The organism is Microbispora corallina (genome assembly GCF_016863035.1).
In the GTDB taxonomy this organism is placed as follows: Bacteria; Actinomycetota; Actinomycetes; order Streptosporangiales; family Streptosporangiaceae; genus Microbispora; species Microbispora corallina.
Genome location: NZ_BOOC01000038.1, coordinates 1 through 26,687, shown reverse-complemented (window position 1 = coordinate 26,687; position 26,687 = coordinate 1). Strand labels below are relative to the sequence as shown.

The following is a 26,687-nucleotide window of genomic DNA, read 5'->3' as shown; positions in this document are numbered from 1 at the left end:
TCATGAACGGATGACGGGACGGCCCTGGGACGCGTCGTACCACGACGGTCCCGCGCCGTGGGACATCGGCCGGCCTCAGCCGGCGGTCGTGCGTCTGGCGTCCGAGGGCGGATTCGCCGGGGCGGTCCTCGACGCGGGCTGCGGGACCGGCGAGAACGCTCTCCACGTCGCCTCGCTGGGACTGCCGGTCCTGGGCGTCGACGTCGCCGGGACGGCGCTGGCGACCGCCCGGGAGAAGGCCCGCGAGCGCGGGATCGCGGCCGAGTTCGCCACGGCCGACGCGTTCCGTCTCGGCCTTCTGGGGCGCAGGTTCGACACGGTGCTGGACTGCGGGCTCTTCCACACCTGCGACGGCGACGAGCGGCAGGAGTACGCGGCGAGTCTCGCGTCGGCGACCGAGCCCGGCGCGACCCTGTACGTGCTGTGCTTCAGCGACGACGGCCCCGATGCCGGCCCCCACCCCGTCGGCCGGGACGACCTGCGAGCGGCGTTCACCCCCGATCGCGGATGGAACGTCGCCGCGGTCGTACCGGATCGGGTCCAGACGCGGTTCCACGACGACGCCGGCGCGCCCGCCTGGCTGGCGACCATCAGACGGGTCCAGGGGTCCGGACCGGAATGAATCCGGCCGTTACGGACGCGGCCGTCCGCCACGTGAGGCGTCCCGGGGGAGGGGGCTCCGGCGCGTCACCGGCGAAAACGGGGGTGCCATGGGACGCCTTGACTACCGTTGTGACGCGGCCCGGGGGCGCGACGCAACGGGCCGCGTACGGCCGATTCCGTTCGGGGGAGAAGAAGGTCATGGGGATCACCTCGAGCCCTGCCGCGCGGGCCGGCCTCGCCGGCCTCTCGATCGCGGCGCTGCTCGCCGGATGCGGCTCGGAGCCGGAACGGTCCAGGGAGCGGACGGGGGCCGTGGAGACGGCCCCGAGCACCCCGCCCCCCGTGTCCACGCCGGCCTCGCCGAACAGCCCGCCGCCCGCCTCTCCGAGCGCGTCCCCGTCCCCGTCCCCGTCCGAGCTCACCGCCTGCCGGAACGCCGACTGCGAGGTGGAGGTCCACCGGGGTGATCGGCTGGTGATCGACGCCAGGTTCGGGCTCGACTCGATCACCGTGACGTCGCTCGCGGACGAGGGCGTCATGCTGGCCGTCGAGAACTCCACGGGGAGGATGAGCGTCGGAGGGGGCAGCGCCAGGACGAGCGGGTCCTGCACCGACGGGCGCTGCCACGGCGAGGCGGAGATCGCGCTGAGCACCGGCGGGCAGGTCCGGGTCAACGGCGTCCGGCTGCGGCTTTCGAAGGCCGACTCCACCCGCGCCACCCTGGCGGTCCGGCCGACGGGTTAGTCACCCGACCCCGGCGACGAGTGCCTCCTCCGGGAACAGGCCGTCGAACACCGCGGCCCGGTCGAAGGCCATCGCGCGGGCGCGGGCCCGGCGTTCGAGGTCCTGCCGTTCGGCGACAGGCATGTCCAGGACCACCCGGTCCACGGCCGCGGCCAGACCGGCGATGTCCCCGGGCTCGACGATGACGGCGGTGTCGCCGACCGCCTCGGCGGTCCCGCCGGTCGTCGTGGTGATGATCGGTCCGCCGCCGGCCAGGGCCTTCTCCGCCAAGGCGATGCCGAACGTCTCGACGAAGTCGGGCTCGGGCTTGGTGGGCAGGGCGTAGGCCGCGCAGCCGCGCATGAGCAGCGGTTTCTCCTGGTCGTCGACGTCGGTGAGGAAGACCACCCGGTCGTCCTCCTTGGCCATCGCCTGCACGTGCTCCAGCGCCGGGCCGGTTCCGGCGACGACCAGCTTCACGCGGGACCGGCAGCGCATCTGGCCGAAGGCGATCAACAGGTCGTAGATCCCCTTCGCCCGGGCCACCCGGGACAGGAACAGCACGTACCCGTCCCGCTCCAGGCCGCGTCGCGCGAGCGCGGCGTCCACCTCGGCCGGATCGGGGTCGAGGAAGGCGGCCGAGTCGATCGGCGGGTAGCTGACGGTCACGCGGCGCCGGCACTGCTCGGCGAACGTGGTGCCGCAGTTCGCGTCCACCTGCTCGGCCGCGGCGACGATCTCCTCCCGGGTGTACTCCGAGACCGCGACGACCTCGTCGTTGGCCAGGAACGTGCTGAACAGCACGGTGGCCGCGCCGAACCGGCCCTCCCGCAGGCACGACCGGATCACGTTGGTCACGTCCGAGCCCACGGCCTTCGCCACCGTGTGCACGGTGGGCGCCAGCCCGGTCGCGCGCGCGGCCGCGACCGCGTCCACCACCACGGCGGTGTGCGGGACGAGGTACATGGACAGGCAGGTCGTGGGCACGGGCTCGGCGAGCAGCTCGACGAGGCGGCCGGTGAGCCCGGCCTGGTGACGCCCGTCCGGCACCCGGTAGTCCCCGACAGGTTCCGGCCGCTCCACGGTGATCCCGGGGCTGTACGGCAGCAGCCGGTCCAATGGCTTGAGCGGCAGCCCGGCCGCCTGCAGCGCGGGGATCGGCCAGGTCAGCAGCCGTACATCGTCGAATCCGCGGGTGAGGGCCACCTCGGCGAGGTTGCGGGCCTCGCCGGAGTGGCCGCAGATGACGGGGTCGGCTCTTACCACGATGACGAGACGGCGACGGGGGAGGGTCATCACACTTACTCCGGGGTCGGGGGCGTATCGGAAAGGGACGGCGGCCGGATTCCCAGCCCCCATCCGGACGGCTCCGGGCCCAGTCGCAGGTGCAACCGGCCGCCGCGGTGCACGGTGGCGGCGCTCAGATGCGTCGCGTGCAGGGGTTCGCCGTTGAGGGTAGCCGACTGGACGTACTGCGCCGGCGGGTCGCGGTCGATGCCGTCGACGCCGATCGGGCTCTCGCGGTGCCCGCTGGTCTCGATGACGAACTCGTTGTCCCCGGCCCTGAGCACGGCCCGGGGGAACGCGGGCGCGTTGACCAGGAACAGGTTCTGCCCGGCGATCGGGAACAGCCCGAGCGACGCCCAGACGTACCACGAGCTGAGGCCGCCGGAGTCGTCGTTGCCGGGCAGCCCGCCAGGCCCGGTGCCGAACTGCCACGTCAGCGCCGCCTGCACCACCTGGGCCGTCCGGTCGGGCCGGCCCGCGTAGTGGTACGCCCAGGGCGCCTCCATGTCGGGCTCGTTGTTCAGCCCCTCGAACCGGTTCAGGGCGTACCCCGCCGCCATCTCCGCCGGCCGCGGGCGCCGGCCGGGCTGCCGTACCGGTGCGGCGCCGAAGCCGAAGAACCTGTCCAGCTTGGCGACGAACGCCTTGTCGCCGCCGGCCAGGGCGATCCTCGCCGCCATGTCGTGCAGCAGCCGGAACGAGTAGTTCCATTTGCCGCCCTCGTAGAACTCCGAGTCGCGCAGCAGCCCGGTGTGCGGGTCGAAGGCGTTGGCCCACTGCCGGCTGCGGTCCTCGAGGTCGTCGGCCAGGCGCCCATCGTTCAGCGCCCTGGCCACCTGCGCCGTGCAGTGGTGGGCGTACGCCAGGTCGAGGGTGTGCGTGATCGGGTGCACCACGCCGTGCTCGAAGAAGTCCTCGCCGTACAGGCGGCGCAGGTCGTCGACCATGTGCACCAGCGCCCAGTTCCAGTCCAGGCCCGTACGCCCGAGAGCGTGGGCGTCCGCCAGCGCCGTGTGCGCGAGCGCGCTGGCCTGGCGGAAGAACCGGTCGGCGCCGCGGGCCATCCGGTATCCGATGGGGAAGTTGCCCTCCTCCTCGCACACCCGGATCAGCGACTCCAGCAGGTCCACCGCCCGGTCCGGGACGATCGCGGCGAGCAGCGGCAGCTGAGTCTTGTAGATGTCCCACATGGTGCACACGTCGAACGCGTACGGTCCAGGGGTCGGCCAGAACGGGCTCTCGTCGTCGGCCACGCACGGCTTGATCAGCGAATGGTAGAGCGCCGTCGCGTACACGGTACGCCGGGCCTTCGTGCCGCCCTCGATCTCGACACGGCCGAGGTGCTCGCCCCATCGGGCCCGGGTCCGGGACCGCACCGCGTCGAAGGCGGGCTGCCCGGGCCCGCACTCGCGCTCCAGGTTCCGCCGCGCCTGGTCGCACCCGCGCAGGGAGAACCCGAGCCGGACCTCGACGGTCTGGCCCGCCGTGGTCGGGCCCATGAAGAGCATCCCGAAAGGCCGCAGCGTGGTGTGCCGGATGCTGTCGAAGTCGAGGCGGGTGCCGCCGTCGATGAGCCGCCGGTCGTACCAGAGCATCTGCCGCCAGCCCGGGCTGTCGACGTCCACGTGCACCGACAGCGGGACGCCCTCCATCACCACCGTGCCCTGCGCCCGGCCCTGGCCCATGCTCTCCACCTGCGCGCGGAGCGGCACGGTACGGCCGAGCTCGATGGCGAGTCCGCCGCAGGACAGGTCGACGACCACGCGGGCGCTGCCGTGCTCGGGGAACGTGTACCGGTGCACGGCGACCTTGGCGCCCACGGTGAGCTCGCAGCGGATGCCCGTGTCCATGGTGGCCGCGTAGTAGCCCGGCTCCGCCACCTCGTCGCGGAGGGGCCACGACACTCCCAGCAGGTCCAGCGGCTGCACCATGGGGGTGACCCGGACGTAGTTGTAGTACTTGCGGATCGCGCCGGTGCCGGACTGCTGGAAATGGGTGAAACCGGATGCCTGGAGGTGCTCGAACATGACGTCCGGGACGCCCTCGGTGTTCTTCGCGTACCGCCCGTACCCCGTCGGGTACGCGCCCGAGTAGGCGCACGCGGACACCATGCCCAGTGGCGACGTGGCGCCCGGGTGGGTGTTGCCCACCTGGGGTTTCGGCCACCACCACGTGGCGGCGAGACCGCGCGCCTGAGGCAGGTCGGTCGCCGCGGTGCCGATGAATGGGTCAACGCTGTCGAGGATGGCGTGACTCTACCCAACGCGACCCGGGTTCAGGTTTCGGCCAGGTGAACGGCGCTCCCCGGCGGTACCAAAATTCGGCCGTTCGCCGCACGTGACGCGGCGGCCGGCCCTCCCGCGCAGGGGAGGGCCGGCCGGCGGGTGGTCAGGACGTCGGAGCGGGGGCCGGAGTGCCCGTCCCCGTGTCCGTGGGCGTGGGCTCAGGAGTCGGGGTCACCGCGTCCGTGGGGGTCGCGGTCGGAGTGGGGGTCGCGTCCGGCGGCTCGGTCGGGATGACCGTCGGCGTCGGACAGGGCTGGGGGGCGCGCCACACAGGCTTCCCGAAGCGCCACTGCAGGGCGGACGGAGAGCCCTTGCCGGGGTGCCACAGCCGCTTGCCGGGCCGCGAGAGGTCGAAGACGTAGGCGGCCGTCGCCGTCTCCCCCTGAGGGGCGGCGGGCGTCGTCTCGGTCGGCGGGGCGGCGGAGTCCGTCTCACTGGGGGAGACGGGAACGCCGGGGAGCGTCGAGGCCTGGTCGGCGGAAGGAGTGGGCGTGCCCGTGTCTGTGGGCGTGGGCGTGGGCGTGCTCTCGGAGGGAGCGGGCGTGACCTCCGGCGGCGTCGGCGTGGGGGACGGAAGCGGAGCCGGGCTCTCCGGGGCGGGGGCCGGCGCGGCGGGCTGGGCTGGAGCGATCACCGAGACCCAGGCGTTCTGCTTGATCTCGCCGCCCCGGCGGCCCGTGAACACCCGGGTGGAGTCGCCCACGGTGTACGACCGCTCGAAGCCGTCCTGGCTCCTGACGGTGATCGAGCCGTCCGAGACTGCGGTGACCTGCCCGGTCTGGGTGAACACCGTGACGGTGGAGCACCGGTCCTTCCCCGGCACGACCACCTCGCCGTGCAGCGCGCCGAGGAAGGGGCCCACCAGCGGCACCTCGGCGGGGGCGGGTGTGGCCGTGGGAGGCTCGGCGGGGGCGTCCGTCGGTATCGCGCCGGGCGTCTCCGTGACCGTCTCCGTGGCCGTCGGGGTGGGCGCGGGGGTGGCGGTCGGCGGGGCGACGGGCGAGGCGGCCGAGGCCGCCGCCACTCCGGCGCCGCCCGACGCGGTCAGCACGATCGCGGTCGCGAGGATCACGGGTGGGGAGATGCGCCGGCGTGGCCCACCCGGTCCGGACGACAGTCCGCTGCTCGGGCGGTGGGGGTTGGTCGGCATCACCGTTCCTCCATATCGTTGCGGTTCACTTGTCTCCGCCGGGCTTGCGGCGGTTCGCCGGAGCGCTTGGCCCCGGCACCCCACGGAAGCGATCTGGATTTTTGTTGCCAAACCGTGTCTCTTCCGTGGGACCGTGGAGACCTTCCCCGCATACGCCGACCCCATGCGGGCGAATCTGTGGCCTAAAGGCGGTGACATGGCCTTAGGGCAGCTCACAGAGGGATTGGGGGAATTGAGAATTTTTTGCGGCGGCCACGCCCAGGGACCCCACGCCCTCCGGCGTGCGGGCCGTCGGCCCGGACGATCAGCGGACGCCCGCGGGTTCCCGTACGGCTTCGGCCGGCTGCCTGCGGGCGGACTCCAGCGCGAAACTGGTGGCCGCGAGCGCGAATCCGACGAGGCCGAGGACGACCCCGACCCACCCCGGCGCGACGTAGCCGAGGCCGCGCGCGATCACCACGCCGCCCAGGGCCGCGCCCAGGCTGTTGGCGACGTTCATGGCCGACTGGTTGACGGCCGCGCCCATCATCTGCGCGCCGGGGGCCACGGCGATGAGGCGGGACTGCATGGCCGGGCCGAGGAACAGACCGGCCACGCCGATCAGGAAGGCGCCGGCGAACAGCCCGGCGGGCCAGTGGGCGATCAGCGCGAAGATCCCCATGGCGACGACGAACGCCGGGAACCCGGCCAGCAGGGTGAGGCGCAGGTCGCGGTCGGCCGCCCAGCCCCCTGCGGCGTTGCCGGCGGTCATGCCGAGACCCACCGCGACGAGCACCCAGGGGACCGCCGACGCCGGCAGCCCCGCGACGTGCGTGGTGACCGGCGCGATGTAGCTGTCGATCGCGAAGAACCCGCCGAAGCCGAGCGCCGCCGTGGCCGCGACCAGCCAGACCTGCGGGGCGCGGAAGGCCCGCAACTCGCTGCGGGCCGACCCGTCCGGATGCGCGGCGACGGCCGGAACGGTGGCCAGGACGGCGAGAAGGGTCACGGCGAACATCGCGGCGATGGCGAGGTAGGCGACCCGCCACCCGGCGTCCTGGCCGAGCCGCGTGATCGCGGGCACGCCCACGACGTTGGCCACGGTGAGGCCGCCGAGCGCGACGGCGAAGCCCTTGCCGTGGCTGCCCGGGCCCATGATCGAGGCGGCGATGAGGCCGGCCGCGCCGAAGTACGCCCCGTGCGGCAGGGCGGCCACGAAGCGGGCGACCAGGACGAGGCCGAACGTCGGCGCGAGGGCCGACGCCACCGTGCCGAGGATGAAGATCGCCAGCAGGCCCAGCAGCATCGTCTTGCGGGGGATCCGCGCGGTCAGCGCCGCGAGCGTCGGCGCGCCGACCACGACGCCGAGCGCGTAGACGCTGACGATCCATCCGGCGTGGGCGACGGCCTGCGAGGTGGACTGGGCGTACATCTGGGGGAGCAGGTCGCGGGCGATGTCGGGCAGCAGCCCCATCGCGACGAACTCCGTGAGGCCGATGGCGAAACCACCGAGGGCGAGGGCGAGCAGAGCGGACCGGCGTTGCGCCGGGGTGAGGGGTCTCATGGACAACCTTCGTGATCGATGGAGCGCGGCCCGCGCGCCGTGGGGAGGCGGGCCTGTGGCGCTCGTTTCACCTGCGCCTCAGGGTATAGCAACGGTGTTGCGTAATAGGATGGCGGGGTGGTCAGACCGGCCGATGTGGAGTATCTGCGCGACTACAACGACGCGTCCGTCGTCGCCGTCGCCCGACGTGCCGGCGTCTTCGACCGCGCGACGATCGCCTCCGCGACGGGCCTCACGCCCCAGGCGGTGTCCAAGGTCATCGCGCGGCTGGTCGCCGCGGGCCTGGTGGAGCCGGACGGCGTACGGCGGCACGGCGTCGGCAAACCGGCCAGCGTCTACCGGCTCGTCCCGGACAGCCGCTACGCGATCGGCGCGCACGTGGCCCGCCGTACGCTCCGGATGGTGCTGAGCGACCTCACGGGGCGGGTCCTCCAGACGGTGGCCAGGCCGCTGCCCCCCGACTTCACGCCCGGGCGGCTGCTCGACGAGTTGTCCGCCGGGGTCGGGGCGCTGGCCGGCGAGTGCCGGGCCGGGCGGCTCGTCGGCGTCGGGATCGGCATGGTGGGCCCGCTCGACCACGCGCAGGGCGTGGTGCGCGACGCGCACCGGTTGCGGCACTGGCACGACGTGCCGCTGCGCGAGATGGCGGCGGAACGGCTCGGCCTCCCCGTGCTGCTCGACAAGGACGTCGCTGCCGGCGTCGTGGGGGAGGCGTGGCTCGGCGGCGTGGACGTCCGCGACGCCGCCCTGATCATGGTGGAGTCGGGCATCGGCGCGGGCCTGTGGCTGGGCGGCGGCGTCTACCGGGGGGCGCACACGAACGCGGGCGAGTTCGGGCACATGGTGGTCCAGGTCGACGGGCCGGAGTGCGTCTGCGGCAGGCGCGGCTGCCTGGAGATCCTGCACGACCGGGCGCTCGCGGCGGGAGAGGCCGGGACGGCCGCGCGGGTCCTGGCCGTCGGCGTCGTCAACCTGCTGCAGACGCTGGACGTGGACCACGTCGTGCTGGCCGGCGCCGACCTGCTCCCGCATGCCGCGACCTACCTCGACGTCGTCCGCACGGCCGTCCGCACCGAGGTGCCCCGCGCCGACTGGCTCGCCGTCGAGGTCACCACGTCCAGGCTCGGCACCGACGTGATCGCCGCGGGGGCCGCGATGGAGATGCTCAACGAGCGGTACGGCCTGCCCAGGGAGCCGCGGCCGGGCGAGCGCGTCCCCGGTCCCGGCGCGGCTCGCCCCGGGGGCGGGCCGCCGTCCCGCGCCTGATCAGGCCGGCCACCAGCTGAGGTAGCGCTCCCCGGTGTCCGGGAAGATCGTCACGACCGTCTGGCCGGTCAGGTCCCTGCGCCGGGAGAGCTCGGCGCAGCCGTGGGCGGCCGCCCCGGAGGAGACCCCGACCAGCAGCCCGGTCGTGGCGGCGATGGCCCGGGTCATGGCGGCCGCGTCGTCGTCCGAGACGGTGATGACGTCGTCGATGATGGCGACGTCGGTGACGGGGCTGGTGAACCCGCCGTTGAGGCCGGGGATCCGGTGCGGGCCGGGGGAGCCCCCGGACAGCAGGGGGGATCCCTCCGGCTCGACGGCGACGACGCGCAGCCGGGGGTTGCGCTCACGCAGGTAGCGGCCGGTGCCGGTCAGCGTGCCGCCCGTTCCGACCCCGCACACCAGCACGTCGACCCGGCCGCCGGTGGCCTCCCAGATCTCGGGGCCGGTGGTGGTGTAGTGGGCCATGACGTTGGCGGCGTTCTCGTGCTGGCGGGCGTACCAGGACCCGCTCACCTCCGCGTGCAGTTCCCTCGCCCGGTCGACGCAGCCCTGGAAGCCGAGGGCCGCGGCGGTGAACTCGACCCGCGCGCCGAGCATGCGCAGGGTCAGCGTGCGCTCCCGGGACGCGTTGTCCGGCATGACCACGATGCACGGGTACCCCCGGGCGGCGGCTAGCGCCGCGAGGGCGATGCCGGTGTTGCCCGAGGTGGACTCGATCACCGTCGCGCCAGGAGTGAGGGCCCCGGACGCCTCGGCCTCCTCGATCATGCGCAGCGCGACCCGGTCCTTGATGCTCGACAAAGGGTTGGCCGCCTCCAGCTTGGCGAGCAGCGTGGTGGTCGGGGGCAGGCCGTCAACGGTGAGGTGGACCAGGGGGGTGTTGCCGATGAGGTCGTCGATCGTGGTCGCGATGTCGCTGGCGATCAGGGGGATCATCCGTACTCCTTTGCGCGGGGCCGTCGTCCCGGTGCCGCTGGGCGTGCGGGAGCCGGCGTGGTGCTGTTCACGGTCCGGGGCCGGTGATCGCCGCCGATCACCGGCCCGGCGCCTCTCAGTTCGCGGCGGCCACCTGCTTGGCGGCCACCAGCAGGTACTCGTGCGAGCGGTTGGTCACCATCGGGTCGTCGTCGCTCACCGGGCGGTCGTAGCAGTGGATCCGCTCGTCGCCCAGGGTCAGGTGCCTGCCGAGCACCCGGGCGACGTCCCAGGCCAGCGGCACGAAGGCGCCGGCCAGCCGGCGGTTCTGCACGGCCAGCACGGCCCGCGCGCCGGGACGCATGACCCTCGCCAGGGCGGCGAAGGCCTCGTCGAGCGCGCTCAGGTACGCGTCGTAGTCGCGCAGCGCGTAGAACTGGCCCTCCACGGTGGAGTGCGTGTCGAGGTTGGTGCCGAAGTACGGCAGGTCCGCCAGGACGAAGTCCACGGACTCATCGGGCAACGGCGGGGTGCGGGCGTCCGCGCACAGCATCGTCTGGCCGGGGTAGTCCCGCAGACGCCGGCGTGCCTGCTCCGCACGCTCGGGCGAGACCTCCAGGCCGATGCCCGTCCGCGACTCCACCGCGCACGCCACCAGCGTGGTCCCCCAGCCGGCGAACGGGTCGAGCACGACGTCGCCCGGCCGGCTCATCTCCACGATCAGCGGCCGCACCTGGCTGACCCAGCCGCACTGACCGGCGGCCTCCGGCAGCGCGTACGCGGGGTCCTCTCCCTGCAGGACGTGCCAACTCGATCTGCCCATGGGTTCACAACCCTTCCTGTCGATATCCGTTCACGTGATCGGCTTTCATGGGGCGACGGTCTCGCGGTCGTGCTCCTCCCGGCTCTCGGCGCGCTCCGGCGGGGCCGGCGCGCGCGGATGGACGGCCTGGGCGGGCAGCCGGGGTTCCAGGCGGACCAGCGTCAGGGCCGAGCATCCGACGCATCCCGCGAGCAGGAGCCACATCGCGGTGGGCGACAGGCCCAGCAGCGCGGTCAGCACCGCGGGCGCCAGCGCGATCGGTATGGCCCAGGAGAACTGGTAGACCGCCATGTACCTGCCGCGGGTCTCCTCCGGGGCCGCGCTCGAGACCAGCGCGGACAGCGGCGCGCCGTGCAGCATCTCGCCCAGCGTGAACAGCGCCGTCGCGGCGAAGACGCCGGCGAGCTGGACCGACTGCGCGGGAACCCCGGCCAGTACGGCGAAGGCTGCGAACGACACTGAGAACAGGGCCGCGCCGGTCGCCGCGGTCCTGGTGCGCCGGTACCGGATCAGCCGCCGCGTCACCGGCATCTGGAACAGCGCGATGCCGACGGTGTTGACCGCGTACACCACGCCGACCAGCGACTCGGGCGCGCTCAGCGCCTGCGTGACGTAGACGGGCAGCGCCACCGACAGCACCATGTAGCCGAAGGCCGTCGGCACGTTCTGCAGGGTCAGCACGAGGAACGTCCGGTCGCGCAGCACGAGCCGGTATCCGCCCGTCCGGGGGGCGACGGCGGCCGCAGCAGCAGGCGGGGTGTCCGCCCGGGGGACGGGGATCGTGCGGAGGATGAGCGCGGCGGCGACGAAGGCGCCCGCGCTGACCAGGACGATGCCCCGGTAGACGCCGTCACTGCCCAGGCCGAGCGCCGCGCCCGCGATGAGGCCGCCCGCGCCGAGGCCCGCGTTGCGCAGGCTCCGCTGCGCGGCCAGGAGCCTGTCCCGGTCCGCGCCCCGCGCGATCGCGGCGACGAACGACTGGATCGACGGGGGATAGGAGCCGTCGCCGAGCGCCACCAGTCCCACCGCGAGGAACATCGCGACCGGCGAGTGCACCAGGGGATAGGCCGCGAACCCGGCGGCCCGCACCAGGTAGCCGCCGACGACGACGGCCCGGGCGCCGAAGCGGTCGACGAGCACCCCCGCGACGGGGTTGCTGACCAGGCTCAGCAGCGCCGCCGCGCTCATGACGACGCCGACCCGCGCGATGGGCAGACCGGTGACGTGGTGGAAGAACAGCAGGGACAGGGGCAGGTACATGCCGCTGCCGGTGGCGTCGATCACCATGCCGGCCATGTACCGCACCCGGGCCGACGGGCGTCTCATGACGGCACCGCCTCGACCCGCACCTGCTCCTCCAGCCGCGCGCCGAGGGAGCGCAGCCTGCGCTCGCACTCCGTGCGCGAGGGGCCCGAGGCGACGGCGACGGTCAGGAAGTCGGCCGATCCCGCGGCGGGCGGCACCACCTGACCCGTACGGGCGAACAGCCAGAAGTGCTCCACCCAGGGCTCCCGCGGGACGTCGGGCAGCGAGTGGATCAGCCCGGGCCGCTTCATCATCAGCACCTGACCGGCCATGCGCGCGGGCATGGGACGTCCTCCGGAGCGCGTGAGCCCCTCCACCTCGGGCAGCGGCAGCCCGAGCTGGGCCCGGATGGAGCACTCGGCGAGGTTGACCCCGAACAGCGTGTGGAAGACCTCCCGGATCTTCCCGCCGCCCGACCGGCAGGCGATCTCGCACAGCACCAGGCGGTCGTCGGGGGTGCGGAAGATCTCCGCGTGGAACGCGTGGTCGAGCAGACGGCCGCCGGGCGGCCGCAGCGCCGCGAGCGCCTGGTCGGTCGTCTCCAGCAGGCGTCCGGTGAGGGGGTCGTCCGGGTCCAGAGCGAGGTCGACGCGGGACCCGGGATCGGAGCCGAAGGAGGCGAGCTCGTACTGGTACTGCGAGGGCCAGGCCAGCACGGTCTCGCCGTTCACCACGAGACCGTCGACGTGGCACATGCGGCCGGGCACGTACGCCTCCAGCAGCAGGTCGTCCCTCGGCGAGCCGTACGCCTCGGCGAGGAAGGCCGTCAGCGCGTCGCGGTCGCGCAGGATGCGCAGGCCGATGGAGTTGAAGCCGGTCCTGTTCTTGAACACCAGGGGGAACCCGTGGAGGGCGGCGAAGTCCAGCACGTCCCGCGCGGTCTCCGGCACGGTGTGCGGCGCGACCTCCACGCCGGCCCGCGCCGCGAGCTCCTTCATCAGGGCCTTGTCCCGGAACGGCAGCACGTCGGCGGCCCGTGCGCCGGGCAGCCCGAGCCGCTCGCGCAGCGCGGCCACCCGCAGGACGTCGGCCTCGTGCTCCCCGATCAGGTGCGTGGTGCCGTACTCGGCGGCCAGCCGGACCACCCGCTCGGTCATCCGCTCGTCGTCGTCGAAGGTCTCCAGACGCGTGTAGCCGAGGTCGCCCACCGGCACCTGCTCGCCGAACGGCTCGAACCGGTCGCGGGCGGCGAGGATCACCACCTGGCCCCCGTAGTCGTGCAGCCAGCGGTGGTAGGGGAACGGCTCCAGCGGGTTCCTGTGCACGATGAGGACGCTCATGACCTCTCCTCTCCCGGCCGCAGGGGGTCGCCCGCGCCGCTGTGCCTGCCGCTGTGCCTGCCGCTGCGCCCGCTCATGCCCGCACCCCCGCCGGCGAGCCGGCCTCGGCCGCGTGCGCGAACCAGGTCCGGCCGTCCTCGCCCGCCACCCGGATCCGGATGGCCTCCTCGATGACCTCGGCGCCGCGCCGGATCGCCGCGGTCGTGTCCGGTCCGACGACCGCCACCAGGCCGAGGCGGTCCCAGTTGTCGCGCACCGCGTGCACGGTGTCGCCGGGCTTGGCGGTGATGCGCACGTCCAGCACGCCGTCCCGTGCCGCGGCGTCGCCGCCGCCCTCGACCGACTCGACCCGTCCCGGCTCGCTCACCAGGGACCGCACACACGCCCCCGCGTACGCCTCGGGGCGGTCGGGCAGCTCGGCGACCAGCCGGAACGGCCAGCCCAGCGCGTACTCGGTCAGGTCGACGCCGTACGCGCCTCGCACCAGCTCCGGGATCAGGTCCCCGGCGATGCGGTTGTGGCTCTCGATGATCACCGGGCCGCGGGCGGCGAGCCGCACCTCGGTGTGCGAGACGCCGTCGCGCAGCCCGATCTGGTCGAGGAAGCGGCCCACGCTCGCGCGAATCCGGTCCTGCTCCGGCTCGTCCAGCCGGGCGGGCACGGCGTGGCCGAGCTCCGCGAAGCTGTCATGGTGCCCGAACTTCTCGGTGATCGCCACGACGACGTGCCGGCCCGCGAAGCTGAACGCCTCGACGCTGAACTCCGGTCCCTCGACGTACTCCTCCATGAGGAAGTCCTGCAGGAGGTACATGGTCGAGACCCGGTCGGTCCGCGTACCCCGCAGGCGCTCCACCGTCTCCCACGCCTGTTCTGCGTCCTCGGGCCCGCCGACCCGCAGCACGCCGATGCTGGCGGTCGCGTCGGTCGGCTTGACGATGAACGGGTACCCGTGCGCGGCGGCGAAGGCGTCCAGGTCCTCGCGCCGCGCGAGCGGCGCGGCGGCCACCGCGGACGGGTCGAGCCCGGCCAGGTGCCGGCGCATGGCCAGCTTGTCGCGGAGCCTGCGGGTGACCGCGTACCCGGTGCCGTCCAGCCCGAACAGGTCGTTGATCCGTCCCGCGTTCTCCAGGCCCGGTTCGGTGATGGAGAGCGCGACGCGGAACCCCGGCTCCTCCCGCAGCGACCGCGCGACCGGCTCGACGGCCGCCCAGTCGGTGTAGTCGAGGACGCGCAGGACGTCGGCCAGCTCCTCCTGCTCCGCGGTGACCTTGGTGGGGTGCTGCAGCAGCAGGACGCGCAGGCCGAGTTCCTTGGCCTTGCGGACCGTCTCGTCGGTGGCGCCGACTATCAGGACCGTGCTGTCCGGATCCATCGATCCTCTCCTTTCGTCAGGGGACGGGACGGGCGGGCGGGGACGGCGGGGCGACACGGTCGCCATCGGGGCGCAGACGTGCGCGCCGGCGGGCACGTCCGCGAGGACGAGCGCCTGCGCCCCGACGACGGCGTCGTCTCCCACGTGCACGGGGCCGAGAACGGTCGCGCCGACGCCGAGCACCACGCGGGACCCGATCACCGGGTGCCGCCGTTCCCCCTCGGGACGCAGGTTGTCGCGCCACCAGCCGAGCGCCCCCAGCGTCACCTGGTGATAGACGGTCACGTCGTCGCCGACGACCGCGGTCTCCCCGATGACCACGGCCGCGCCGTGGTCGACGAAGACCCTGCGGCCGAGCACCGCGCCCGGGTGGATCTCCACGCCGGTGATCGCGCGGGCGAGGACCATCAGGAGCCGGGCCGGCAGCCGCCGTCCGCGCCGGTGGAGCAGGTGGGCGGCCCGGTGCAGCCACAGCGCCGGGAGAACCGGATGCAGCAGCGCCTCCCGCCGGCTGCGGACGGACGGGTCCCGCTCGACGACCGTCCGCAGGTCCTCGGCCAGGAGGCCCAGCAGCCCCTCCGGCCGTTCTCCGCGCGGCATCGCCGCTTCGCCGTCGCCGTTCATCAGTAGTTCGGCGTTTTGCGGAGCAGGTGCGCGCGTTCGACGATCTCCGGCTGGTAGACCCGCAGGTCCCACTCCTCCGCCGGGACCGGTTCCAGGGCGATCGACACGATGCCCCCGTCGCATCCGAAGGCGTTCTGCACGGCCTCCGTCACCGTGGCGACCAGTGCCGACTCCTGTTCGCCGGACAACGGAACCGGAAAGTACTTGATATTCACGTGCGGCATCTTCGTCTCCTCGTATTCGTTCCGGGGCGTACGGCATCGCCGCCGGGACCCGGTTCCGGTGAAAAGTCCGGGGACGTGCCGGAGGCACGCGGGAACCGCGCGGGATCGGCCGCGTGGAAATGCTGGAGTGAATCGAATTCGAGATCGGCGGCGAGTGACGGCCCGGGGATCCGCGTGCGTGGTCCGGCGGTTCGTCATGCCGGTCGTCGTCGGCGAGGCGTCCGCCCACTGGGGTTCACCACGACGTCCCGGCGATGTCCCGGGCGGGCTCCGGACGTTGCCGCCGGTGAGAGATCGCCTGCGTGGGGGCGGTGTTGACGGTTCGCCGCCGGCGGGACGGCCACCCGGCGGGGGACGAGCGGCGGGCGATCGGCTGACCGCCTGCCCGTCGAGCCGGGAGACCCGGCCCGAGATCGAACGCGTGCCAAAAGGATGTGCTCAGAACATGTGCGGTCCTCCGGCTGGACTCCTTTCATGGCCCGGATATCCGTGCCTTCTTCCGGATGGCCGAATATGGGACCGTGTCTTCACTTATTGGTAAGCGTGCAGTACCGTAGAACGCTCGGTCAACCCCTATCCTCTTCGCCCTCGACCTCGCACGGGCGAATGCCGAACCCGTTTTCCACGAGCTCTCACAGCCACCCCCGCCGTTTGAACACCAGGTAGAGCGCGGTGGACGTCAGCGCCATGAGGAGCAGGGCCAGCGGGTAGCCGAGGGCCCAGCCCAACTCCGGCATGTGGGCGAAGTTCATGCCGTACACGGTGCCGATGAGGGTGGGAGCGAAGAGGATCGCCGCCCACGCGGATATCTTCTTGATCTCCTCGTTCTGGGCGTAGCTGGCCTCGGTCAGCCGCTTGACCTCCTCGTTCTGCGACTGCCCGATCAGGGCCGCCTTGATCGTGAGGGCGGTCTGGAAGAACTCGATCACCCCTTGGAGATACTCCCGTTCGCCGTCGGCCACCCTGCGGATCCGGTCGAACCGGTCGGCGGTCTCGGCCACGAGACGCTGCCCGTCGGGTGAGATCCGGGCGAGCCCGGCCATGCCTCCGTAGATCGCGCTGCTCAGCGCGCCCATGGTGCGCACGGTGAGCAGGCCGTGGCGGGTGCGGAACAGCTCGTCGAGGAACTCCTCGGGGTCGCCGGCGTCCCCGCCGGTGACCCGCTGCTCCAGCCGCCACACGTCGCCGGTCGCCGTCTCCACGTAGTCCTCCTGGGTGCGGATCAGCGCGGAGACGATCGCGTGGGACAGCTCGAACGGCGAGGCGGGACGCAGGCGGCCGGCCTCCATCCGCGCGAGGACCGCCCGGGTCTCCCGCACGGCGATGCCCGGCGGGACGGCCGGGTTGACCGGCCCGTGCACCGTGACCAGGTAGTTCCGGCCGATGAACTGGTCGAGCTCGACGTAGTGCACATGGCCGCGCCGGCCCCGCTCGGGCGCGTGGAGGACGACGAACACATGGTCGCGGTAGGCGTGCATCTTCGGCACCCGGTTGCGCTCGACGCAGTCCTTGACCGCCATCGGATGGAAGCCGAACACCTCCGAGAGCACCCGCGCGGCCTCGTCGTCACAGGTGGCGATGTCCACCCACACCAGGCCGTCCTGCCGGTCGAGCAGCGCCGTGAGCTCCTCGGCGGGACGCTCCTCGACCCCCTCGTCGTCGATCAGGCGAACGTCCATCTGGGTTCCTTCGAGAGATCCGGCCACAGTGCCCGGGGAGTCTCGTCGTGACGTACCCATCACAGCACGACGCCGCGCCCGCCTCGTCGGGAGGGCGGGCGGACCCGGATCGGCCGGCGTGCCGAACCCGGTCCGCACGCCCGGGCCGGCGCGCCGCTCAGCGGGGGACCATGTCCGGGGTGTCGTCCTCGACGAGGAAACCTCCGGACTGGTGATGCCAGAGCCGGGCATAGGAGCCTTGGGCCTGGAGCAGTTCACTGTGGGCGCCCTGCTCGACGATGCGTCCCCGGTTGAGCACGACGAGCCGGTCCATGCGGACGACGGTGCTCAGGCGGTGGGCGACCACGAGCGCGGTGCGGTCCTGCATGAGGCGCCACAGGGCTTCCTGGACGAGGATCTCGCTCTCGGAGTCCAGGGCGCTGGTCGCCTCGTCCAGCAGCAGGATGGGGGCGTCGCGCAGGATGGCGCGCGCGAGCGCGATGCGCTGCCGCTGGCCGCCGGAGAGCTTGACGCCCCGCTCGCCGACCAGGGTGTCGAACCCGTCCGGCAGCGACTCGACGAACTCCGTGACATGCGCCGCCCGCGCCGCCCGGAGAATCTCGGCGTCGGTGGCGCCCGGCCGGGCGAACGCGAGGTTGTCGCGTACGGACCGGTGGAACATCGCGGGTTCCTGCGGCACGTAGGCGATGAGCCCGCGCAGGTCGGCCTGACGCAGCCGGGCGATGTCCTGGCCGCCGATCAGGATCCTGCCTCCGTCCACGTCCATCAGGCGCAGGAGCAGCCGGGTCAGGGTGCTCTTGCCGCCGCCTGACTGGCCGACCAGCCCGATCTTGGCGCCGCTGGGGATGTCCAGGTCCAGGTCCTCGAACAGGGGCCGGCCGTCGGCGTACGCGAACGTCACCCGCTCGAAGCGGACGCTCGCGTCGGCCGGGCGCAGCGGCTGCGGCTCGGCCGGATCCACCACGGCCGGCGGCACGAGGAGCAGTTCGGTGAACTGCGCGGCTTCGGTGATCACGCTCTCCATGCGCCGGTATATCTGGTTGAACTCGAACATGATGCTGATCGTGTTCGTGTAGTAGGTGAACGTCACCACGATCGCCTCCACGCCGAGGCCGCCGCGTAGCGCAACGGCGAGGAGCAGGCCGACGGCGCTGGTGAGCACCGACAGCGGGGCTACGACGGTGTCCACCCGGAGGTTGCCGTAGTCCCAGGAGCGGAGGGACAGCCTGCGCTGCTCCGCGAGCCGCGTCTGGTATTCGGCGGCTTCGCGGTCCAGCGCGGCGAACGCACGGACCGTCTCCATGTTGGCCAGCACGTCGGCGACGTGGCCCGACACCCGTACCTTGGCGGCCTCGCGTGCGTCGACCAGCGCCTGACGGCGGCGGATGAGCGGGGCGACCAGCGCGCCGGTGACGACGATGAGGCCCACGAGGACGAGGACCAGCAGCGGGTGGTATCGCCACAGCACCACCGAGGCGAAGGCCAGGGGCACCACCTTGGCCACGATCGAGAAGGCGAGCGTGTCGGCGAACTCCTCGAACCTGGAGGAGAACCCCAGCAGCCGTTTCGTCAGCGAGCCGGCGAAGTTGTCGTGGAAGAACGCGGCGTCCTTGGCCATCAGCTCGTCCATGCCGACCACGCCGAGCCGTTCGATGCCGCGGGCGTCCGTACGGTTCAGGAAGTGCAGCCCCACACGCCACAGCGTCTCGCCCGTGAGGAGCAGCGCGCCGAACCCGAGCACGTAGGGCAGCAGCGCGTCGAAGGAGCCGTCCCGGCCGCCGGACAGGCGGCCCACGAGCCCGGCCACCGCCAGTGGCGCCAGGTAGAACAGGCAGATGTTGCCTATCGCCGGCAGCGTCAGCGCCGGCACCGCGACCCGCCATTGGCGCTTCAGCTCATTGCAGTAGTAGCGCAGCGCCAGCAGAACGGCTGATTTCCGCACGGATGGGCTTTCTTGCACATTCTCCACCGATACGAGCGCAGTCATCAGCCCTCCCGAATACCGACGCCGCCCGGGCCATGCTGCCTCAGCGGGTCACGGAGGTGCGAGCGATTTTCCGGCCGCCGGCGCCGCGTTCCTCGAGCAGTTCGGTCAGCCGTCCCGTGTTGCGCTGGATATTGTCGGCGCAGCAGTTGTCGGTCGAAACGTGCTGTCGCCGTACGGTCGGCCAGAATCGCGATTCTGGCCGCCCATTCCTTGAGTTCGTCCTCGGAGTCGAGGACTTCGCGAAAGTGGGCTCCAAAGGCCCGGTCGAAGTTGTCCAGCACAGCACGACGCGGCGCCCGCCGGCGGGACTCGAAGGCCGGGACGGCCCGGCCGGGGGCTCGCCATGCCGGGACGGCGGTTCACATGCCGGGGGCGGCCCGGATCACGGCGGTGGCGGTGGCGACCGCCACCGTCCTGCCCTGGACGTCGAGGAGCTCGCCGGCCAGGTGGCAGACCTCGGTGCCCCGGTGCACCACCCGCCCCTTTCCCAGGAGGCGCCCCGGGCGGGCTGGGCGGACGAACTGCACGTGGAGGTCGAGGGTCGGCGCGAACCGCCCCGGCGGCAGGGTCGCCACCAGCGCGGGCCCCATCGTGTCGTCCAGCATCGCCGCGAGGAAACCGCCCTGGATCACGCCGGCGGGGTTGAGGAACGACTCGCCGGCCGAGAAGGCGACCTCGATGGTTCCCCGTTCGGGGTCGATCGCGACCAGCTCCCAGCCCAGCGTCACGGCCGCCGGCGGCGGCGCCGCGCGCCCCGCCAGCACGTCCCAGAACAGCCCTCGCCCGCCGGTGTCCACACCCGCATACAAGCAGCCGCCACCGACATTCCCGGCGCCCCGGCAGCGCCGGGGGCGGCCGCGACATGCCGGTGGGCCGGAACTCGCCCGCTCCGGCCCACCGGTCGCGGCGGTGCCGCCGCGCTGTCTCGCCCTGCCGGGTCTACGACGCGGCCGGGTAGTCCACGACGTACACCGGCGAACCGATCTTGGTCGTGTCGGCCGCGGCGCCCACGCCGTTCACGACGTGGTCGATGACGCCGGCGCTGAGGTTGACCGTCATGATGTGGTGCAGCCTGACGCCCGGGGTCTGCGGGACCTCGAAGCCGTTCTCGGTGTGGATCGACGGGTTGTTCTGGTTGAACACGTAGACGCCGCCGCCGTAGAGGTTGTGCGTCCGCACCAGGTCGCCCACCTTGTAGCCGGCGTAGCCCTCTACCGGGCCGTTCATCCAGTCGGCCTGCGTCGGCGGGTCGTACGGCAGCTCGTTCTGGTACAGGATCGTCGTGCCGTCGTCGCCGTTCCACACGGTGTTGTACCGCTGGAAGTGCTCGACGAACAGGCCCGTCGCCGTGACATGGTCGCCGTTGATGACGGCGCCGTAGCGGCCGATGTTGGTGTTCCAGCGCTGGGTGTCGGTGAAGCCCTCGACGCCGTGGTCCGCGCGCCACACCCAGGTGTGGTCGATGATCACGTTGTCGCTGTTCACCTCGAGGGCGGTGCCGGCCTTGCCGACGTGCGGGCCGCCGACGCGGAAGTACACGTCGGACAGGGTCGTCGGGTCGTCCGCCCGGCTCCGGCCGCCGCCGTGCCCCTTGCCCACGCGGAGCAGGACCGGCGACTCCTTCAGGCCCGCGTCGATCGTGACGCCGGCGACGATCGCGCCGGGGACGTCGGCGACGTCGAGCGGGGTCGCGCCGTTGACCGCGGTGAGCGTGGCGTGGCCGATGCCGAGGATCACCGTGTCGGGGCGCTTGACCTCGATGCTGCGGGCCACGTCGTAGACACCGGGCGTGAGCAGCAGGTTCTTGCCGCGCGCGAGCTGGCTGTTGATGACCTGCACCGAGTCGGACGGCTTCGCCACGAAGAAGTCGGAGATCGGCACGGTGCGGCCGGGCGTGAGGCCCCCGGCCCAGGAGACGCCGCGGGAGTTCCGCTGGGCGGCGGGCACGCGGACGTTGTACCGGCCCTGCGCGTCCAGGAACAGGTACGGCTTCTCCCGGCTCGCGGGAGTGGCGTCCAGGGTCGTGTAGGGCGGGCTGGGGAAGCCGGCCTCGCTCGGAGCGCCGACGACACCGGAGAAGACCTGGTTCCACACGCCGTTGGACCAGCCGGCGATCTCGCTGTTGCGGGTCAGCCACTGCTGCTGCGAGCCGCTGGTGACGGACGGCAGCCTGGAGTCGGCGATGAAGCCGCCGCTGGCGTACTGCGGACCGGCGGTGCAGTAGTCCATCAGCGACAGGCCGCCGCCGGTGACGTTCAGCCGGCGCATGGACACGGCCTGGGAGACGGCCCAGAAGTCGGCCGACGCCCGGCAGCCGTCCTGCCCGGCCGCGTTGATGGTGAGCGACAGGTTGGACAGGGTGCGCCAGAAGTTGACGAGCGCGAGGCAGTTGCTCGTGCCGCCGTTCTCCAGGCACCGGTTGTAGACCTCGACCTTGCCGTTGATCACGACGTCGGTGGGCGAGGCGCCGAGGCCGGCGATCTCCGTGTAGTAGCCGACCTTGATCTGGAGCGGGTGGTCCGCGGTGCCGTACGTGCCCGGCTTGAAGAAGAAGGCGTAGCGGTCGGTGCCCATCTCGTTGTCGACCTGGGCGGTGTGCGCGGCGTCGAGCTTCGCCTGGATGTCGCCGACGGGCATGGCCGGGTCGAAGACGGTGACGTTCGGTCCGAGGTCCACGCCGGCGGGGGGCGGCGAGGCCGCGACGGCGGCCGTCCCCGCCGTCAGGACGGCGGTCGTCAGCACGAGGCCGAGCGTCACCGCCCGCCCCGCCCGCCGGCGCAGGGAGCGCCGCCTCACGGGACTCTCAGTGCCAGGAGACTGGCTGGTCATACGGTTCGTCCTTTCCACTGGGCGTGCAGCGCTGCCTGGCCGGAGCCTCCCGGTGCCGATGCGGCTCACGATCGACATAGACCTGCCTCTCGAGGGGGATGGGCGGCTGGACGCCACCGGGACGGGCCGGAGAGAGCGCTCTCTCCGGTGGCCCGCCTTATATCAAGTTGTGAAAAATGGGTTGGGATGTTTTTACCCTGTGGACCGGCCGTCGCGCCATGCCTCCGCGCCTCTTGATTTTCCGCGCAGGGATTCTGTCAAGGAGTCGCTGGACGACCGGGCCGGTCGGCGGGGGCGCTCTCCTCCGGGTCCTGCGGCGAGGCGAGGGGGAGCCGCAGCACGAGGCGGGCCCCGGTGGGGGAGTCGTCCGCGTACAGCCGGCCGCCGAAGCTCTGGGCGATCTCGCGGGCGATGGACAGGCCGAGCCCGGACCCCTGGGGGTCCCGGCGCCGGGCGTCGTCCAGGCGGACGAGCCGTTCGAAGATCCTCTCGCGGTCGCCGGGGGCGATGCCGGCCCCGTCGTCGACCACCTCGAGGACGGCGTCGGGAGGGTGCGCGGTGACGACGACCTCGATGCTCGAGGCCGCGTGGCGGTCGGCGTTCGACAGCAGGTTGCCCAGGAGCCGGGCGAATCGAACGGGGCAGGCGCGCACCGCCACCCCGGGGTCGACCCGGGGGACGACGCGGGCGGTCAGGGGCTGGCGCTGCAGCTCGTCGAGCACCAGACGGCCCAGATCGAACGGCTCGCAGGCGCTGGGGATCGCGGTCTCCAGGCGCGCGAGCTCCAGCATGTCGGCCACGATCGCGTTGAGCCGCTCCACGTCCCGCACCAGCTGGCACAGGCTCTGCCGCAGGTCGGCGCCCGAATCCGAGAGCGCCACGTCCAGTTTGGCGAGGAGCGCGGCGATCGGGTTGCGCAGGTCGTGGGAGAGGTCGAAGACGAGCCGCCGCTGACGTTCGACGGCCTCGTGCAGCGCCGACGTGGTCTCGCACTGCTTCCGGTAGGCGCGTTCGAGACGGCCGTTGAGGTCCTGGAGATCGCGGGCGCGGGCGTAGACGTCGGTCTCCATCTCCTTCAGCCTGGCCCGCACGCCGGCCACCCCGTGCTCGCCGCACAGTCTCAGCTGCCGGAGGAAGTCGGTGATGTCCTCGCCCTGGAGGATGAGGCACCTCACCTCGCCGTCCGGGCCGAGGACGGGAACGGTGACCCCGCTGAGGTACCGCTCCTCGAACTCCCCGGGGTGGCCGGGCGTCTCGATGTCGTACCTCTGCACCGGCGTCCTCACCTGCTCGCCGGTCGTCAACGCCCGTGCCAGCGACTCCCGGGTGAGCTCGTCGCCCCGGAGGGCCGGGGGATCGTCGGCGTCCGGATTGAACGTGAACGCGCTGAGGACGCACCTGCCGATCAGGTCCGCCTCCGCCCGCCGCGTCATCGTCAGGTACGCGTCGTTCACCGCGACGATGACGGCATCCGGCGTCAGCACCGCCACCGGGATCGCGAGCGCCTTGAACACCGACTCGTAGTCGACGGCTGAGGACATCACCACCACGTCTCCCCGTTACTCCGACGGTACCGCTCACGGAAAGCGGACCGGCGGGCGCCGCCCGGGAAGCCGGCCAATCGGGCCGCCAGGTGCGCGGCCTGGACCCCACAGCGGGCGGCACAGCCGTCGCCGGTCGGGGGCCGGCGTCGATCCCAGGTGTGCCGGAGCCCCCGCTCGGGCTGGGCTCCCTCCCCGGCCGATCACGCCGATCGCGGCGGCCCGCTCCCCGTACTGCCGAGGCGCGCGGGCCGTCACCGGTTGTGCCCCGCCGGCGACGGCCCATGGTCCTTTCCGGGTCAGAACGGCCAGGACGCGTCGCCGGCCGCCTCGACGTACGGGATGGCGGTGAACGCCCCGCCGGTGATGGCGGTGACGACGTGCTGGCGTCCGGCGACCGTCCCGGCGACCTCGCCCGCCCTGGAGGGGTGGGTCAGGATCACGACGCGGTCGTGGCCGTCGAGGTGGCGCCGGAGGGCGTGCTCCAGCCCCGTGGAGCCGCCCGGCCGTCCGAACCGCGCGACGACGTCCAGCGGTCCGTCGCCGGGCGTGGCCGGCACGCGGGGGCTGCCGGCGCCGACGCTCACGAGATCGGCCGCGACGGCGCGCAGCGCGAGGGCGGCGCCGAACACGGCTGCCGCGTCGGCCCGCGTCAGGGACCGCGCCGCCGGGCACGGGCCGGCCATGAGATCGGACCGGTCGACGAGGACGAGGGTGCGGCCGGGAAGAGCCGGGACGTTCCCCAGCGACCACTCCAGCGCCCGGCCGAGGGGGGCCGACCAGCGCGAGTCAGGAACCGCGCGCACGGCGGCCACGACGTCGAGCGGGGTCGCGCCGGCCCGGGCGACGGAGGCCGGATCCGCCAGGTCGGCCGCGACCCACGCGGCGACCTCGGCGGAGACCCCCGCCCGGTCGAGGTCCGCCAGATGGGCGAGCCGCTCCCGGTAGGACATGGTCGGCAGGACGGCCGCCCAGGCCGCGCCCGTCATGGTCCCGAGCAGCCAGCGGCGCACGCTCGACCACGTCATGGCGGCCGAGGCGAGCCGCAGGGCGCCGTCCGGCCGGTCCAGCAGCGGGGCGCGCCTGTCGGCGGCGATCCGGTAGAGCTCCCGGCGGGCGCGCAGGAGCGTCAGGTACGGCGGGATGTCGTGCGTGAGGCCGCGCCTGCGGGCGATCGTCAGCGCGAACAGCGCCGACTGCGTCCCGTCGCGGGGAACCGGATGGGTCAGCGCGAGCACGTCCGCGAACCGCAGGGAGGCTCCCGGGCCGTCGTAGGTGGCCACGGCCGGCTCGTCGTACAGCCGGACGACCGCGTCGGCCACGCCGCGCTTCAGCGGCTGGGGGAGCGAGCGGCCGTACCGGCCGAGCCAGTAGGCCAGCAGCTCGCCCGGCTCGTCGGCCCGCCGCAGCGCGCGGTCGACGAACGACCGGGTCCGGGTCGCCCGGGCCTGGATCCTGGCGTGCGCCAGCTCGGCGACGAGGGCCAGCCGCAGGCGGGCGAGAGCCGGATGCCGGCTCATCCAGTCGGCCAGCCTGGTCGTCCACTCCTCGTCGGCGGACGCCAGCCGTACGGCGACGTCGGCCAGACGCCGCACCAGGGTCGGGTCGCCGGCGTCGGCGAGGGCCCGTACGACGAGGAGGAACAGCTCCTTCCTGTCGGCCTCGACGCGGGTGAGGACGGATGTCGTCATGGGAAGGGGACTCCGTGCTTCTGTGCGGGGGCCTCCTGAGAAAAGAAGGGCGATGGCGGCCCTGGATGCCCAGTGGATCGCACCCCGCCAGGGCCCTTTCGCGCACCAGGAGGTCGTGGTGGACGGCCGGGCCGGGCGCCACGGGAGGAGGCGTCCGCGGCCCGCCGGGACGGGGGAGCGGGTCTAGAAGGCTCCGGGTCGTACGGGCACGCCGCGCAGCCGCAGCGCCGTGAGCAGGCCGGGGCCGTCGGCCGGGGTGAGGGCGTAGCTCGTGCCCCGGCGCGTGCGGACGAGGACGACGTCGGAGAAGGACCCGCTCGTCGCGCACACGCGGACCCGGCCGAGGCCCGCGCAGCGAACGCCGTACAGGCCGATGCCGGGCAGCAGCAGCGCCACGACCGAACCGGGAAGAAGCGGCGTCCTGGTCACCGAGACGACGTCCGGCAGCCGTATGCGGTACCGCAGGAACGGGCCGTACCCGGCGGTGAGCGTGCCCTCCGACAACGCGTACCGCATGAGCGGGAAGCTGAGCGTCAGCGCGGCGAAGAACGCGGCCGCGAGCGAGAGGGCCAGGCCGACGGCGAGGCCGGGTCCGTCGCCGGCCGCGAGGTTCCTGCCCGCGGAGAACCCGAGGATCGCCGTCACCACGGCGAGCGACAGGTAGCCCCGGGAGGGCCGGGGGCGGAAGAGGACGGGGGCGTCCGGCGCCACGCGCACGGGCGAGCCGGCCGCGGCGGCGCCGTCCCTCGGCAGCCGCGCCGTCTCCCGCGCCGTCTCCCGCGCCGTCTCCTGCTCGGCCTCCCGCAGGATGTCCCGCGGTGAGGCGTTCGGCGGTGAGGGGTCTCGCGGCGCGAGGTCTCGTACGCCGGCGCGCGGGCGGCCGGGTGGGACCCGCGACGGCGCCGAACCGGGCGCCCGGACAGGTCGTGTCATCGTCTGCTTCCTTGACTGGCCGGCGAGGTCGTCCCGCCGTGAGGAGATGGGGCCTTCCGGGACGCGGCCGCCCGGATGGGGGCGGCCCCGCGCGGCGCGCCGGCGCGGCATGCCCAGCCGCGTCGTCGCCGCGGACGCGTTCACCGGAAGGCCCCTGGTCGCCGCGTCACGTCACGGTGACGGCGGCACGGGACGGGCCGGCCTCGCGCGCACGGCCCGTCGCGGACATGTCCCCAGGGAAGCCACCTAGGGGACGCGACCCCCGGCGGGCGTGAACGGGAGGGGACGGAACGCGGCACTCCGCACCAGGTGCGCCACCGTTCCCACCTCCTCTCCGGATGCCCGGCCGATCGTCGCGACATCCACTATGTCCGGTTCTGACCCTGATGGGCAATAACCTTGACGAGTCCCTGACACCCCGATCCGCGGCGTCCGCGGCGCGGGGTGCGGACGGCCGCGAGGGCCGCGTACGGGCAGGTCAGAGCTGTGCGGTGTCCTGGTCCGACTGGCGGAGGAGCGTCGCGATGCCGTCGAGGAGACGCTGCAGCCCGAAGTCGAACAGGGCGTCGAGGTCGAAGTCGTACCCGTCCGCGCTGAGGCGCTCGAACGTCGGCAGGCGGGCGCCCG

Annotated in this window: 20 protein-coding genes; 3 read left to right on the top strand and 17 right to left on the bottom strand. The window is 73.1% G+C overall.

Annotation, left to right across the window (positions count from 1 at the left end; genetic code table 11):
• Positions 1-10 precede the first annotated feature (10 nt).
• On the top strand, positions 11-622 hold the full coding sequence (locus tag Mco01_RS31415) for a class I SAM-dependent methyltransferase (RefSeq protein ID WP_204060476.1): 612 nt from the start codon (positions 11-13) through the stop codon (positions 620-622).
• 179 nt (positions 623-801) lie between these two features.
• Positions 802-1,347, top strand: coding sequence for a hypothetical protein (locus Mco01_RS31410; protein WP_204060475.1), 546 nt, complete (start codon positions 802-804; stop codon positions 1,345-1,347).
• Here Mco01_RS31410 and Mco01_RS31405 read toward each other — a convergent pair whose 3' ends face one another.
• The 4 genes from Mco01_RS31405 to Mco01_RS31390 all read right to left on the bottom strand — a co-directional run bounded on the left by Mco01_RS31405 (position 1,348) and on the right by Mco01_RS31390 (position 7,591).
• Positions 1,348-2,622, bottom strand: coding sequence for a glycosyltransferase (locus Mco01_RS31405; protein WP_204060474.1), 1,275 nt, complete (start codon positions 2,620-2,622; stop codon positions 1,348-1,350). It lies immediately after the preceding gene.
• A gap of 5 nt (positions 2,623-2,627) precedes the next feature.
• Entirely contained in the window at positions 2,628-4,835 is a 2,208-nt protein-coding gene (locus Mco01_RS31400; RefSeq protein ID WP_275410630.1) for a GH92 family glycosyl hydrolase, read from the bottom strand.
• Positions 4,836-5,001: 166 nt separating this feature from the next.
• The gene (locus Mco01_RS31395; protein WP_204060473.1) at positions 5,002-6,048 is read right to left on the bottom strand and encodes a hypothetical protein; all 1,047 of its coding nucleotides are present in this window, start codon (positions 6,046-6,048) and stop codon (positions 5,002-5,004) included.
• Positions 6,049-6,352: 304 nt separating this feature from the next.
• A complete protein-coding gene (locus Mco01_RS31390) occupies positions 6,353-7,591 on the bottom strand; it encodes an MFS transporter (RefSeq protein ID WP_204060472.1) in 1,239 nt (412 codons plus the stop codon).
• Between the two features lie 117 nt (positions 7,592-7,708).
• Here Mco01_RS31390 and Mco01_RS31385 point away from each other — a divergent pair, with 117 nt between their 5' ends.
• Positions 7,709-8,857: an ROK family transcriptional regulator gene (locus Mco01_RS31385; RefSeq protein WP_204060471.1), complete on the top strand. Its 1,149-nt coding sequence runs from the start codon at positions 7,709-7,711 to the stop codon at positions 8,855-8,857.
• On the opposite strand, the gene Mco01_RS31380 is transcribed toward Mco01_RS31385, so the two are convergent.
• From Mco01_RS31380 to Mco01_RS31320, 13 genes are all read right to left on the bottom strand, one after another.
• Positions 8,858-9,793 (bottom strand): PLP-dependent cysteine synthase family protein, encoded by a 936-nt coding sequence (locus Mco01_RS31380; protein WP_204060470.1) that lies wholly within the window; start codon positions 9,791-9,793, stop codon positions 8,858-8,860.
• A gap of 115 nt (positions 9,794-9,908) precedes the next feature.
• The gene (locus Mco01_RS31375; RefSeq protein ID WP_204060469.1) at positions 9,909-10,595 is read right to left on the bottom strand and encodes a TRM11 family SAM-dependent methyltransferase; all 687 of its coding nucleotides are present in this window, start codon (positions 10,593-10,595) and stop codon (positions 9,909-9,911) included.
• A gap of 45 nt (positions 10,596-10,640) precedes the next feature.
• On the bottom strand, positions 10,641-11,921 hold the full coding sequence (locus tag Mco01_RS31370) for an MFS transporter (RefSeq protein ID WP_204060468.1): 1,281 nt from the start codon (positions 11,919-11,921) through the stop codon (positions 10,641-10,643).
• Positions 11,918-13,180, bottom strand: a complete 1,263-nt coding sequence (locus Mco01_RS31365) for an ATP-binding protein (protein WP_204060467.1) — start codon at positions 13,178-13,180, stop codon at positions 11,918-11,920. Before Mco01_RS31365 ends, Mco01_RS31370 begins: the two co-directional genes overlap by 4 nt.
• A 73-nt stretch (positions 13,181-13,253) precedes the next feature.
• Entirely contained in the window at positions 13,254-15,152 is a 1,899-nt protein-coding gene (gene epsC / locus Mco01_RS31360) for a serine O-acetyltransferase EpsC (protein ID WP_204060466.1), read from the bottom strand.
• Between the two features lie 23 nt (positions 15,153-15,175).
• On the bottom strand, positions 15,176-15,400 hold the full coding sequence (locus Mco01_RS31355) for a tautomerase family protein (RefSeq protein ID WP_204060465.1): 225 nt from the start codon (positions 15,398-15,400) through the stop codon (positions 15,176-15,178).
• A gap of 632 nt (positions 15,401-16,032) precedes the next feature.
• Positions 16,033-17,079, bottom strand: coding sequence for a magnesium transporter CorA family protein (locus tag Mco01_RS31350; RefSeq protein WP_204060464.1), 1,047 nt, complete (start codon positions 17,077-17,079; stop codon positions 16,033-16,035).
• A 157-nt stretch (positions 17,080-17,236) separates the two neighbouring features.
• On the bottom strand, positions 17,237-19,021 hold the full coding sequence (locus Mco01_RS31345; RefSeq protein ID WP_239104041.1) for an ABC transporter ATP-binding protein: 1,785 nt from the start codon (positions 19,019-19,021) through the stop codon (positions 17,237-17,239).
• A gap of 404 nt (positions 19,022-19,425) precedes the next feature.
• Positions 19,426-19,863, bottom strand: a complete 438-nt coding sequence (locus Mco01_RS31340) for a PaaI family thioesterase (protein ID WP_239104040.1) — start codon at positions 19,861-19,863, stop codon at positions 19,426-19,428.
• Between the two features lie 142 nt (positions 19,864-20,005).
• Positions 20,006-21,862 carry a pectate lyase-like domain-containing protein gene (locus Mco01_RS31335; protein ID WP_239104039.1) on the bottom strand — a complete coding sequence of 619 codons (1,857 nt, stop codon included), beginning with the start codon at positions 21,860-21,862 and terminating at the stop codon, positions 20,006-20,008.
• A gap of 290 nt (positions 21,863-22,152) precedes the next feature.
• Positions 22,153-23,436: a PAS domain-containing sensor histidine kinase gene (locus Mco01_RS31330; protein WP_239104047.1), complete on the bottom strand. Its 1,284-nt coding sequence runs from the start codon at positions 23,434-23,436 to the stop codon at positions 22,153-22,155.
• A gap of 299 nt (positions 23,437-23,735) precedes the next feature.
• Positions 23,736-25,127, bottom strand: a complete 1,392-nt coding sequence (locus tag Mco01_RS31325; RefSeq protein ID WP_204060459.1) for a TROVE domain-containing protein — start codon at positions 25,125-25,127, stop codon at positions 23,736-23,738.
• Positions 25,128-25,310: 183 nt separating this feature from the next.
• Positions 25,311-26,060, bottom strand: coding sequence for a PH domain-containing protein (locus Mco01_RS31320; RefSeq protein WP_204060458.1), 750 nt, complete (start codon positions 26,058-26,060; stop codon positions 25,311-25,313).
• Positions 26,061-26,687: the final 627 nt, after the last annotated feature.